This window comes from Methylobacterium sp. (assembly GCF_019750675.1).
Taxonomy (GTDB): domain Bacteria; phylum Pseudomonadota; class Alphaproteobacteria; order Rhizobiales; family Beijerinckiaceae; genus Methylobacterium.
The window spans coordinates 1-11,300 of the sequence record NZ_JAIEOF010000283.1 but is presented as its reverse complement, the minus strand read 5'-3'; the positions used below and the strand labels follow the sequence as shown (position 1 = coordinate 11,300).

Genomic DNA, 11,300 nt, shown 5'->3' with positions numbered 1-11,300 from the left:
CTGCATCGGCGTCACGAAGATGTCGCCCTTGTGCCGGACCAGCATGCTCTCGGCCTTGACCAGCGACTGCGCCCAGGTCTGGCCCTCGCGCTTGCAGGAGCAGTTCGGGGTGAAGCTCGTGCGGAACTTGAAGGCGTTCGGCAGGGCCGTGTAGGCGCGGCTGCCCTTCAGGGTGGCGGCGTGCTTCAGGGCCTCGTCGCCGAAGGGCATGGAATAGGCCGCGGCCTCGGTGCCGGGGCAGAGGGCCTGGCAGAGCTCGTCGGCGCCCTCGCGGCCGTCGGGCAGGTTCGTCATCGGGAAGTAGGCGCCGTCGCAGCTGCGCACGCAGATCACCTGAGCGCCGCCCCGCGCCCGCCTCTCGCCGGGGGGGCCGTCCGCGGCCTGGATGACGCTGCGGCTCGCCGGATCGGTGCAGGCGGCGGCGATCGCCTCCGTGAGTTGCCGGCGGCGCGCGGCCGTGACCTCGCCGTTCTCGGCCCCGTAGCCGGCGTTGAGGGCGCGGATGCGCTGCTCGACGGCACCGCATTGCGGGGGCCGCGAATCGAAGAACAGGAACCGCCCGCCCTCGCAGTTCAGGGTGCGGTAATAGGCGTTGAGGCGCCCGATCTCGTTCTGCAGGGCCCGCGCCGTGCTGGCGCCGTCACTGAGGCCGGCGAGTTCGGAACGGTAACGCAGGCAGGCGGAGGTCTGCGCCTCGGCGGCGCCCAGCATCGCCAGCGCGGCGAGGGGCCCGGCGAGGGAGCCGGCAAGCACCCGGACGAGCGTGCGGATCGGAACGGGGATCAGCGGCATGACCTGATTGCGCGGGGTGGGGACGGGGACGGGCGGGGCGCGCCGCGCGGCGAACCGGGAGCGGGCGGCGAAGCGGGTCAACACAAGTTTATTAGCGACCCTCGCGCGGCAGCGACACCCTTCCCACATGCGCCCGGGACCAACGTGAGGGGAATGATACGATGATGTGGCTTCGGGGTCTCACAGCCGGCGCGCTGGCTCTGGGAATGGGAATCGCCGCACCGGCGGCGCGGGCGGACGATGCGGACCGCATCTTCGACAAGTCGACGGTCTGGCGCCCGCTGACGCCCAACGACAAGCTGGTGGTCTACGGCATCGACGACCCGTCCGTGGCGGGGGTCGCCTGCTGGTACACGCAGCCGGAGAAGGGCGGCATCAAGGGCACGCTCGGCCTCGCCGAGGACGTCTCCGACATCTCGCTGGCCTGCCGCCAGGTCGGCCCCGTGCAGTTCAAGGGCAAGTTCAAGCAGGGCGAAGTGGTGTTCAGCGAGCGTCGCTCGCTGATCTTCAAGTCCATGCAGATCGTGCGCGGCTGCGACGCGCGGCGTAACACGCTGATCTACATGGTCTATTCGGACAAGGTGATCCAGGGCTCGCCCAAGAACTCCACCTCGGCCGTGCCCCTGATGCCCTGGGGCACCGAGCCGCCGCCGCGCTGCGACGCCTTCATGGAGAAGTAGTCGATTGAGGGTCCGGGCCGTCCCCTCGGACGGCTCGGGACCGGTCAATCCTGGCAGGTGATCCGGATCGGGCGCTCGGCGGGCTTGACCACCGGGGGCGCGGGAATCGCACCGGTATACTCGTCCTGGGCGGCGACGCCGAAGGAGCCGGCCGAGGCGAAGCCCTGTGCCTCGCACCAGGCATTGGCCACCACCTGGCCGCAGGCGCTCTCGCCGTTGGTGAGGCAGTCGCCGACGCCGTAGCCCTCGCTCGAGGGGATGAGGAACGTCTTCTCGATCGCGGCGGGCGCCCTTGCGGGGCTCTCGCCGTCGCCGGTCGCGAAGGCCGGGGCAAGGGAAACCTGGGCGGTCAGGGCGAGGGCGAGGAGAGCGCCGAAGTTGGCGGCCGCGCGGCGCATGGGCAGAACCTTGCTGATGACGGGGGCATGGGTAGCGAAAATCTCGGAGGGTCGGGTTAACAAACCCTTTCGTCCGAGGACCGTTTTCGAGGAAAGCCGGTCCGGCGTCGTTCTCGAATTGCTCATGGTTTTGGAGTAGCCCAGGAACCACCGCCGGGCCGTCGCCTCCGCGCAACAGGGTGCGGGGCGGAACGCGGCGGCGATGTGGCGGACGGTTCGGTCTGCCGCCGCGAAAGCCGCGCGAAACCAAGGCGCTGCGGTGATCCAGGAACGCGCGGGCAGGCGGATGCCCGCGTCGGCTGAGGGAAGTTTGATGGCCTCGATGTTGCGGCTCTACAACACGCTGACCCGCGAGAAGGCCGCCTTCGCGCCCATCGATCCGACCCATGTGCGGATGTATGCCTGCGGCCCGACGGTCTACGACGCGGCCCATATCGGCAACGCCCGGCCGATCATCGTCTTCGACCTGCTCTTCCGCCTGCTGCGTCACCTCTACGGCGAGGCCCACGTCACCTACGCGCGCAACGTCACGGACGTGGACGACAAGATCAACGCGCGCGCGGCCGAGCACGGGATCACCATCCGCGAACTCACCGACGGGACGCTCGAGGCCTTCCACGCCGACATCCGCGCGCTCGGCGTGCTGATGCCCGGGGACGTGAACGTGGCGGGCGAGCGCCCGCGCTTCGTCGAGCCCCGCGCCACCGACCATATCGGCGAGATGCACACGATCATCGATCGCCTGGTGGCGGCCGGCCACGCCTACGTGGCCGCCGGGCACGTGCTGTTCGATGTGCCCTCGATGCCCGATTACGGCGCCCTCTCGAAGCGGCCGCTCGACGAGATGGAGGCCGGCGCCCGCGTCGAGGTCGCGCCCTACAAGCGTTCGCCCCTCGACTTCGTGCTCTGGAAGCCATCCAAGCCCGGCGAGCCCGCCTGGCCCTCGCCCAGCGGCATCGCCGAGCCAGGGCGCCCGGGCTGGCACATCGAGTGCTCGGCGATGTCCTGGAGGCATCTCGGCGAGCGCTTCGACATCCATGCCGGCGGCATCGACCTCATCTTTCCCCACCACGAGAACGAGGTGGCGCAGTCGCGCTGCTGCTTCGGGACGGACGTGATGGCCAATGTCTGGCTGCACAACGGCTTCCTCCAGGTGGAGGGGGAGAAGATGTCGAAGTCGCTCGGCAACTTCATCACCATCCGGGACGTGCTCAAGGACTGGCCGGGCGAGGTCGCGCGGCTCGCCATGCTCAAGACCCATTACCGCCAGCCCATCGACTGGACCCTGCGCGGCCTCGAGGAGGCCGCCCGGATGATCGAGCGCTGGTACGGCCTCGTCGGCGACACGCCCCCCGCGCCGACGCTCCCCGAGACCGTGCTGGAGCCGCTGCTCGACGACCTCAACACGGCCGCGGCGCTGGCCGAACTCCACCGACTCGATGATCCGGCCGCGCTCAAGGCCGGCGCGAACCTCCTCGGGCTGCTCACGCAGACCAAGTCGGCCCGCGAGCAGGGCTCGATCCAGGCGGCCGGCATCGACGTCGCCCGCGTGGAAGCCCTGATCGAGGCCCGCCGCGCGGCCCGCGCCGCCAAGGACTGGGCCGCCTCCGACCGGGTCCGCGACGAGCTCCTGGCGATGGGCATCGCCGTCAAGGACGGCAAGGCGGGCACGACCTGGAGCGTGGTGTCCTGAGACGCGTCGCGGCCTGGAGCGAGGAGACCCCATGACGGCGTCGAGCGAGGAGGACGTGGCGGGGCTGACGCGGATCGGGCGCATCGTCGCCGACACGCTGGAGGCGATGGGCCGGGCCATCGAGCCCGGCATGACCACGCGGGAGCTCGACGGGATCGGCCGTGCCTTCCTGGAATCCGCCGGCGCCCGGCCGGCCCCGGAGCTGGCCTACGGCTTTCCCGGCGCGACCTGCATCAGCGTCAACGAGGAGATCGCGCACGGCATCCCGGGGGAGCGCCGGATCGGCCCGGGCGACCTCGTCAACATCGACGTCTCCGCCGAGAAGGACGGCTACTTCGCCGACACGGGCGCCTCCTTCGCGGTGCCGCCGGTGACGCGGGCGGTGGAGCGGCTCTGCAAGGACGGGCGCCGGGCGCTCTGGGCGGGCCTGCGCGCGGTGGGCGCCGGCCGGCCGCTCGCGGGCATCGGCCAGGCGGTGGGCAGCTTTGCCCGCAAGAACGGCTACACGCTGGTGCGCAACCTCGCCAGCCACGGGGTCGGCCTGTCGCTGCACGAGGAGCCGACCGCCATCGCGACCTGGCCCGACGCCTCCGAGCGCCGGATCATGACGGAGGGGCTGGTCTTCACGGTCGAGCCGTTCCTGTCCCTGGGGGCCGACTTCGCCGAGGACGGCGACGATCCCTGGACCCTCTACAGCCGGCCCCGGGCCCTCACGGTGCAGTACGAGCACACCGTGATCGCCACGCGCAACGGCCCGCTGGTCCTCACCATGCCGCGGGCCTAAGCAGGTTTCGCAAAAGCGGTCGCCGGCCTTGCGACCAAAACCTGTGACTTATCAAAGGTCTAACCAGGGCGAAGCGTTGGCTTGCCAAGGCGACCCTGCTTGGAGCGCATTCCGACGCAGCGGAAACCGGTTCGTCGCGAACAGGCGCGGCAAAACGAGGTCCGTCAGGTCAGCCATGTTCCGACGAACGACAGGGACGCCGTGTAAAGGGGCGCGCCCAGCGTGTCCCTGACGACGACGGTGTAGTTGCGATGGTCGCCGTCGCGGGGGACTTCGTCGGCGGCGATGGCCGGCAGCACCCGCTTGGCCTCGACGGTCGCGGCAGCCGCACTGGCACATTCGATGCCGTGGGCGTCACGTTGGACTTCGGCGCCGTCGTGAATGTCGAAATAATAGCGCGGCAAAATGGTCTCCACACATAGAAGGCGGGAGCACATCCGTCTCTCAAGCGCGGAATGCCGAAAACACGGCCGCGACATTTCGCATGTAGAGCATCTTGGCGCCGCGCGCCCTTTTTCCATTCGTCGCACCGTGACACGCGATGACGGTTCTTGGCGGACCCTGCTCCGCAAACACAGGGCATCGTCGATGGATATCGACGGGTCGGATGCGGTGGTGCGGATGATGGGCGCCGTCGCTGTGGCGTAAGCTCGGGTCGGTGAGACGGGCCGCCCCCGCGGGGCTCAAACCCTCGAGCCCGCGATCCGCCGCGGCAGGAGCCGGGCGGATCGGACGGCAGGCCGGGTCCGGTACCGCCCCGGACCCGGCCCCGGGCGTCTGCCAGTCAGTAGCGGTAGCGCAGGCCTCCGTTGACGGCAAAGTCGTCGCCGTTGGCGCGGGCGAAGGTGGCCGCGCCGTTGATCATCCCGCTCAGGCCCCCGCCGAGGTCGATGCTGAGGCCGGCCGCCACCTTGCCGTAGGTGCCCCCGTCATAGCCCCGGATCGCGGTGGCGATCGGCAGGGTCAGGGCGTAGGTCTGGGCCGTGGTGATGGTGCGCAGCTGGCCCAGGAAGTCGTGCTCGGCCGTCAGGTTGACGAAGGGGCTGAGCACGCGCTCGCCGAAGGCGACGGGCAGGCGGACCTGGAGGCCGGCGCCCCCCGTCAGGCCGTCGCGCGCCTGGCGTCCCACCGCCTGGGTCAGCAGGGGGTCGCCCTGCTCCCGGTAGGCGTCGATCCAGGTATGGGCGTAGGTCAGCGTGCCCACGGGGCCGACCCGGACCGCGCCAAGGTCGAACAGGTAGGCCGCCTTGGCCGCCACCAGCAGGGTCTCGGCCCGCGGCGTGGCGCTGAGGCGGTCGAGGAGCCCGGCGCGGGAGACGGCGAAGTCGTTGAAGCCGTAGCCGACCACGAGGTCGGCGAACCAGTCCGGCCGGTTCAGGGAGGCGAAGCCCGCGAACTGGTAGGTGTCCACGTCGATCCGGGTGGCGCCGAGCGCGCCCAGGCTCGTCAGGTTGGTGCTGGCGTTGCTGTAGTTGAAGGCCGCCCCCAGCAGCAGGTCGGGCCGGGCGCGGTACTCGGCGCCCACCGTGACGCTCGGCGCCTCGTAGTCGAAGCCCGGCGCCCCGACGCGGCGCTCGCGGCTGCCGTTGGCGTAGCCGCCCTCGGCGAACAGGGAGACGGGGTTGCCCAGAAGCACCGCCATGGGCACCGGCGGGGCCGCGCGCCCCGGCAGGTCGGCCGTGTAGGCGGCCGGCACCAGGGCAGGAGTGTTCTGCGCCCGGTAGGCGTCGAGGCGCAGCAGCAGGCTGTTGCCGAAGGCCCGCGCGCTCACGTCCGCGATCTCCCCCTGCGGCGCGATCGTGTACGGCGCGATCAGCTGGTTGGCGATCGCGAGGGACATGATGTCGTGGTAGCGGTAGGTCCAGTGCAGGCCGTCGTAGCTCAGGAACGAATTCTGCTGCGCGAAGGTCAGGCTGGTGCAGGCCTTGCCGAAGTTCGCCTGCGCGTTCCCCAGGCAGGAGACGTTGGCGCCGACGCCCTGGGGCGAGAAGCCGTAGGCGGTTGGGTTGGCGCGGATCTGGTTCACCAGCATGTCGAAGTCGAAGTAGTGGATGTTGGCGCCGTACTGGTTGTGCAGCGCCGTCAGGCTGGCGATCGAGTCCGCGTTCACCCGCTGCGTGGCCTCCGTCAGCAGGGCCGGGTCGCCGGTTCGCGTATAGTTGGCGAGCTTCCCGAAATCCGACATGCCGAGGAACATGATGTTCCGGGCGCCGAGCTGCAGGTCCTGGCGGATCATCTCGTTGTTGTAGAACCCGTAGTCCCGCACGCGGGCGTCCAGGATCGCCCGGCTCGTGACGTTGTTGAAGTCGTTCACGCCGAGCCAGTGCACCACGAGATCGTTGGGCGCGTAACCGCCGTAGGTCTGCTTGAACTGCTCGATCTGCGGCTGGAACGTGCAGTTCACCTTGAGCGTGCAGCCGACGGGGCTGCCGAGCAGGCCGGTCTGCGTGGTCGCGCCGCCATCGGCGAAATCGGTTCCGGGCGGGAAGGTGTTGCCGCGCCGGAAGCTGCCGCCGATCTGCGGCGAGAGCAGCTCGATGTACTGGTAGGGCGTGTTGCCCGCGATGCCGGTGGGTGAGCCGGGATCCCGCTGCAGGGGCGCGTTGCGGGTGTTGGTGGAACTCGAACCGTAGCCGAAGACCCGGCCGAAGCCGGTGACGGCGGCGATCTCAGGACGCGCCCGCCCGCCGTTCGGGATCGCATCCGGGTAACCGTAGGACACGGCCACGTCGGGCGTCGGGTTCAACCCGAGCACCTGCGCGTGGAGCGGAGTCGCGAGGGCGCACGCCACCCCCGCCGGTACGAGCACCTTGCCGAACACACTCATCGCAGCCTCCCCGCGCTTATGCAGTATGATGCTACGTCCCGCGCAATGATTCCGATGTCACCGAAAATCCTCACCTGCGTATAAATAGGACTCTTTCAGCGGCTCATGCGCATGCGCACATGGAATAAATCCGCTTATCGGCATGCAAAGCCCATCGTACAGCCGGAACGGCAGTAGCTGCGGAAAGAGTCCGCCGGGCGGGGGCGGACCCTGGAGAGTGGCGTGGCGATGCAGGATCGTTCATGCACGCAGCCAGTCGAAGCCGGACACCCGAGCGCCGCATGACCAGCCACGTCGAGGGGCGCGAACTCCTCTCAGACCGCATCCGCAACGTGCTGACGGACGCGATCGCGTCCGGTGCGCTCGCCGCCGGCGTGACGATCGACGAGCAGCAGATCGCCGAGCGGTTCGGCGCCTCGCGGACGCCCGTGCGCGAGGCGCTCCGGCAGCTCGCCCTGAACGGACTCGTGGAGGTTCGCCCGCGCCGCGGCGTCGTCGTGACGCCGGTGACGCCTGAGCGGATCATGGAGATGTTCGAGGCGACGGCGGAGATCGAGGCCCTGTGCGTGCGCATGGCGACCCACCGCATCCGGCCGCTCGAACTCAGCGCCCTGATGGACCTGCACCGGCGCGCGGCCCCGGCGGCCCGGGACGGTGACTACGACGCCTATGACGGGCTCAACCGGGCCTTCCACGAGACCCTCTACCGGAGCACGCTGAACGGCTTCCTCGCCGAGCAGGCGCTGGCGATCCGCACGCGGCTCTCCGCCTTCCGACGCACCCAGCTGCGCCACGAGGCGCGCATCCACCGCTCGCACGACGAGCACGGCGAGATCCTCGCGGCGATCGCCGAAGGCGACGGGGACGCCGCCGCCGGGCGCATGCGGGCCCACATGCTGAACGCCGCCGGCGCCCTGCGTCTGTACATCCTCCAGCACGGATGACGGCTTGCCCGAGCGATGCGCCGGCCCACCGAACCACGGGGAGAACCAGTAGACCGACGGCCGTGCTCGATGCAGAATTCATCCGTGCGGGGGTGAGCGACGCGTTTCCTGTGCTGGTCTGATTTTTGCAGGAATTCGACACCGGACGTCCTCGAACAGCGTCTCGATCGTTCTGACCTGTCGACAAAGTGAGCAATGACGATCCAAGCGCAGGCGGCCCCCATCGAGGATACCTTCGGGCCACCGGCAACCCTCGATCGCGCGTATCGCCGCATCACCCTGCGGCTTCTGCCGTTCCTGATGGTCCTGTGGATCCTGTCATGGATCGACCGCGTCAATATCGGCTTCGCCAAACTGCAGATGCTGAGCGACCTCAAGTTCAGCGAGACCGTCTACGGCATCGGCGCGGGGATTTTCTTTCTCGGCTACTTCATTTGCGAAGTTCCGAGCAACCTGCTGCTCGAATACATCGGCGCCCGCAAGACCATCGCGCGGATCACCTTCCTGTGGGGGATCTGCTGCGTGGCGATGATGTTCGTCACCACGCCCGCGTTCTTCTACGTGCTGCGGTTCTTTCTCGGGGTCTTCGAGGCCGGGTTCTATCCCGGCGTGATCCTGTACCTCACCTACTGGTACCCCACCGAACGGCGCGCCAAGGTATTCGGCCTGTTCATGTCGGCGTCCGCTTTGGCGGGCGTCATCGGCGGCCCGCTGGCGGGCGCCATCCTCAACGGCATGAACGGCGTCAACGGCTGGGCCGGCTGGCAGTGGGTCTTCCTGCTGGAGGGCATCCCGTCGATCCTCGCGGGCGTCGTCACGTTGTTCTACCTGACCGATCGCCCAGCCAAGGCCAACTGGCTCACGCCCGCGGAGAAGGCCCTGGTCGAGGCGGATCTCGCCCGCGACGCGGCGGCCCTGGGCCCCCGCGAGCACGGGATCCTGGCGTCCCTGAAGGACGCGCGCGTCTGGCAGTGCATCGCCATCTTCTTCTGCATCATCACCGCCAATTCGGCGCTCACCTTCTTCGGGCCGAGCGTGGTGCGGGAGGCCGGCTACACCGATCCGCTCACGGTCGGGTGGATCATGTCGGCGGCCTATCTCTGCGGCGGCGCGGGCATGATCCTCAACGGCCGTCATTCGGACCGCACCGGGGAGGCACGGCTGCATTGCGGCATCCCGGCCTCGATTGGCGCGCTGGCCATCGCGGCCGTCGGCGTCCTGATCCCGTCGAATCCGGTCCTGGCCATGCTGGCCCTCACCGTGGCGATCGTCGGCACGATGAGCGCGATCCCGGTGTTCTGGCAGATTCCGGGCCGCTTCCTCGCCGGCTCGGCGGCAGCGGCCGGCATCGCGCTGATCAACTCGGTCGCCAACCTCGCGGGCTTCGGAGCACCGGCCGCGATGGGCTACCTGCGCGAGCACACCGGTTCGGCCTCCACCGGCCTCTACCTGGTGGCGGTCTTCGAGGCGGCCACGCTTCTGCTGATCCTGCGCTTCATTCCCCCAGCCACGCCGGCGCTGAAGCACCGGGCCGAGGCGCGCGCGGCCCACGAACAGGCCTGAGGCGGACCACGCGCGAGACCCTATCGGACAAGACACCGGGACACGACACCGAGCCAAGACCCCGGAACGTTGCAGGAGTTCGCTTTGGATCGACATGCCTTGACACGCCGCAGCCTCGTCGGCGCCGGCCTCGGCGGCGCCGTGATGGCCGGCACGGCGCCGGGTGCCCTCGCGCAGACGAGCCCGGCACCCGGTGCCCCGCCCAAGCCCGGGACGCTCACCACGGCGCCGTCCTCGCAGATGGGCCTGTCTCCACGCCTGACGATGCATGCCATCGACAACTTCCACGGCACGCCCGGCGCCGGCATGGCCTGCGATCTCTCGATCCGGGAGGGCGACACCTATCGGCTGATCAAGACGGTGACGACCGCGCCGACCGGCCGGACCGCGGAACCGCTGCTGGTCGACGACGCCTTCAAGGCCGGCCGCTACGAGTTGCTGATGCATTTCGAGGCCTATTTTCGCGCGCTCGACGTCAAGCTGCCGACCCCGAACTTCCTCGGTCTCGTGCCGGTGCGCTTCGTCATCCGCGACGTCGGCCAGCGGCATCACCTGCCGATCCTGTTCTCCCCCTGGGGCTATTCCTACTATCGCGGCAGCTAGCACCCCGGCCGCACGGCTCTCGTCAGACCGATCATCGCAACAAGGAGGCCGAAGATGGCCGGGATCAGCACCCACGTCCTCGACACGGATCGGGGAAGGCCCGCGGCGGGCGTGAAGATCGAACTCTCGGTCAGGGAGGGCGACACCTGGCGCATGGTGAAAACGATGACGACCAACGCCGACGGCCGCACCGACGGGCCTGTCGTCGCCGCCGCGGACGCGCGGGTCGGCGAGTACCAGTTGGAGTTTCACACCGACGCCTACTTCAAGGGGCTGCCGGATGCCGGCGGGGAGGAGCCGTTCGTGGACAACGCCGTCGTCCGCTTCTCGATCTTCGACGTGAAGCAGCACTACCATGTGCCCCTGCTGTGCACGCCCGGCAGCTGCACGACCTATCGCGGCAGTTGAAGAGGACGCCGATGCCGGACATCACCGCCGTCAATGCCCTCGATCGCGACGGCTTCGTCGCCCTCCTCGGGCAAACCTTCGAGCACGCACCCTGGGTGGCGGAGCGTGCTTTCGGCGCCGGCCCGTTCACGGATGTGGCCGACCTGCACGCGGCGATGATGCGCGTCGTGCGGGATGCGTCGCAAGCGGAGCGGCTGGCCTTCCTCAACGGACACCCCGAACTCGCGGGCCCCGAAGCGCGGGCGCGCAGCATGACGGCGGATTCGGTGAGCGAGCAGGGCAGCGCCGGGCTCGACCGGCTGAGCGCGGCCGATCTTGATCGGTTCGACCGGCTGAACGCCGCCTACCGGACGACGTTCGGGTTCCCGTTCATCGTCGCGGTGCGGGGCCGCGGCCGGGACGAGATCCTGGCGCTGTTCGAGCAGCGACTGGGCCGCGATGCGACGACCGAGGCGGACGCGACGCTCGCCGAGATCGCGGCGATCACGCGGATGCGCCTCGATCGGATCGTCCTCGAGATCGGCCCCTGAGAGACCGGCGCAAAGGCACCGGACACGTCGTCCGCTTCCGCCCTTCCCTGCCCGGACGTCGACAGTCGCCAAACCACC

General features: G+C 69.4%; 12 protein-coding genes. 8 read left to right on the top strand and 4 right to left on the bottom strand.

The features are described from left to right. Window positions 1–792, bottom strand: a 792-nt coding sequence (locus tag K2X24_RS14840; protein ID WP_292499147.1) for a DUF2865 domain-containing protein, incomplete at its 3' end; no start/stop codon positions are given. Between the two features lie 164 nt (window positions 793–956). Here K2X24_RS14840 and K2X24_RS14835 point away from each other — a divergent pair. Beyond that, window positions 957–1,472, top strand: coding sequence for a CreA family protein (locus tag K2X24_RS14835; protein WP_292499146.1), 516 nt, complete (start codon window positions 957–959; stop codon window positions 1,470–1,472). Window positions 1,473–1,516: 44 nt separating this feature from the next. Here the strand turns inward: K2X24_RS14835 and K2X24_RS14830 are convergent, their stop codons facing one another. Beyond that, window positions 1,517–1,870, bottom strand: a complete 354-nt coding sequence (locus tag K2X24_RS14830; RefSeq protein WP_292499144.1) for a hypothetical protein — start codon at window positions 1,868–1,870, stop codon at window positions 1,517–1,519. A 313-nt stretch (window positions 1,871–2,183) separates the two neighbouring features. On the opposite strand from K2X24_RS14830, the gene cysS reads away from it, so the two are divergent. Both cysS and map read left to right on the top strand, forming a co-directional pair. Continuing rightward, window positions 2,184–3,563 (top strand): cysteine--tRNA ligase, encoded by a 1,380-nt coding sequence (gene cysS / locus K2X24_RS14825; RefSeq protein ID WP_292499143.1) that lies wholly within the window; start codon window positions 2,184–2,186, stop codon window positions 3,561–3,563. Window positions 3,564–3,594: 31 nt separating this feature from the next. Next, complete coding sequence (gene map, locus K2X24_RS14820) at window positions 3,595–4,347, top strand: type I methionyl aminopeptidase (RefSeq protein WP_292499142.1); 753 nt, start codon at window positions 3,595–3,597, stop codon at window positions 4,345–4,347. Window positions 4,348–4,511: 164 nt separating this feature from the next. Here the strand turns inward: map and K2X24_RS14815 are convergent, their stop codons facing one another. Both K2X24_RS14815 and K2X24_RS14810 read right to left on the bottom strand, forming a co-directional pair. After that, window positions 4,512–4,751: a hypothetical protein gene (locus K2X24_RS14815; RefSeq protein WP_292499141.1), complete on the bottom strand. Its 240-nt coding sequence runs from the start codon at window positions 4,749–4,751 to the stop codon at window positions 4,512–4,514. Window positions 4,752–5,131: 380 nt separating this feature from the next. Then, a complete protein-coding gene (locus K2X24_RS14810) occupies window positions 5,132–7,174 on the bottom strand; it encodes an autotransporter domain-containing protein (RefSeq protein ID WP_292499140.1) in 2,043 nt (680 codons plus the stop codon). 281 nt (window positions 7,175–7,455) lie between these two features. Here K2X24_RS14810 and K2X24_RS14805 point away from each other — a divergent pair, with 281 nt between their 5' ends. The 5 genes from K2X24_RS14805 (at window position 7,456) to uraD (ending at window position 11,222) form a co-directional block, all read left to right on the top strand. Continuing rightward, window positions 7,456–8,118, top strand: coding sequence for a GntR family transcriptional regulator (locus tag K2X24_RS14805; RefSeq protein WP_292499145.1), 663 nt, complete (start codon window positions 7,456–7,458; stop codon window positions 8,116–8,118). Window positions 8,119–8,313: 195 nt separating this feature from the next. Continuing rightward, entirely contained in the window at window positions 8,314–9,681 is a 1,368-nt protein-coding gene (locus K2X24_RS14800; protein WP_292499139.1) for an MFS transporter, read from the top strand. A 99-nt stretch (window positions 9,682–9,780) separates the two neighbouring features. Beyond that, a complete protein-coding gene (locus K2X24_RS14795; protein ID WP_292499138.1) occupies window positions 9,781–10,284 on the top strand; it encodes a hydroxyisourate hydrolase in 504 nt (167 codons plus the stop codon). A 54-nt stretch (window positions 10,285–10,338) separates the two neighbouring features. Continuing rightward, window positions 10,339–10,692, top strand: a complete 354-nt coding sequence (gene uraH / locus K2X24_RS14790; protein ID WP_292499137.1) for a hydroxyisourate hydrolase — start codon at window positions 10,339–10,341, stop codon at window positions 10,690–10,692. An 11-nt stretch (window positions 10,693–10,703) separates the two neighbouring features. After that, a complete protein-coding gene (gene uraD, locus K2X24_RS14785; RefSeq protein WP_292499136.1) occupies window positions 10,704–11,222 on the top strand; it encodes a 2-oxo-4-hydroxy-4-carboxy-5-ureidoimidazoline decarboxylase in 519 nt (172 codons plus the stop codon). The last annotated feature ends 78 nt before the right edge of the window (window positions 11,223–11,300 follow it).

Excerpts from the sequence above, each read along its gene's own strand:
- K2X24_RS14835 (WP_292499146.1), top strand. The coding sequence starts at position 957 with ATGTGGCTTCGGGGTCTCACAGCCGGCGCGCTGGCTCTGGGAATGGGA.
- K2X24_RS14830 (WP_292499144.1), bottom strand. The coding sequence starts at position 1,870 with ATGCGCCGCGCGGCCGCCAACTTCGGCGCTCTCCTCGCCCTCGCCCTG.
- cysS (WP_292499143.1), top strand. The coding sequence starts at position 2,184 with ATGGCCTCGATGTTGCGGCTCTACAACACGCTGACCCGCGAGAAGGCC.
- map (WP_292499142.1), top strand. The coding sequence starts at position 3,595 with ATGACGGCGTCGAGCGAGGAGGACGTGGCGGGGCTGACGCGGATCGGG.
- K2X24_RS14810 (WP_292499140.1), bottom strand. The coding sequence starts at position 7,174 with ATGAGTGTGTTCGGCAAGGTGCTCGTACCGGCGGGGGTGGCGTGCGCC.
- K2X24_RS14805 (WP_292499145.1), top strand. The coding sequence starts at position 7,456 with ATGACCAGCCACGTCGAGGGGCGCGAACTCCTCTCAGACCGCATCCGC.
- K2X24_RS14800 (WP_292499139.1), top strand. The coding sequence starts at position 8,314 with ATGACGATCCAAGCGCAGGCGGCCCCCATCGAGGATACCTTCGGGCCA.
- uraH (WP_292499137.1), top strand. The coding sequence starts at position 10,339 with ATGGCCGGGATCAGCACCCACGTCCTCGACACGGATCGGGGAAGGCCC.
- uraD (WP_292499136.1), top strand. The coding sequence starts at position 10,704 with ATGCCGGACATCACCGCCGTCAATGCCCTCGATCGCGACGGCTTCGTC.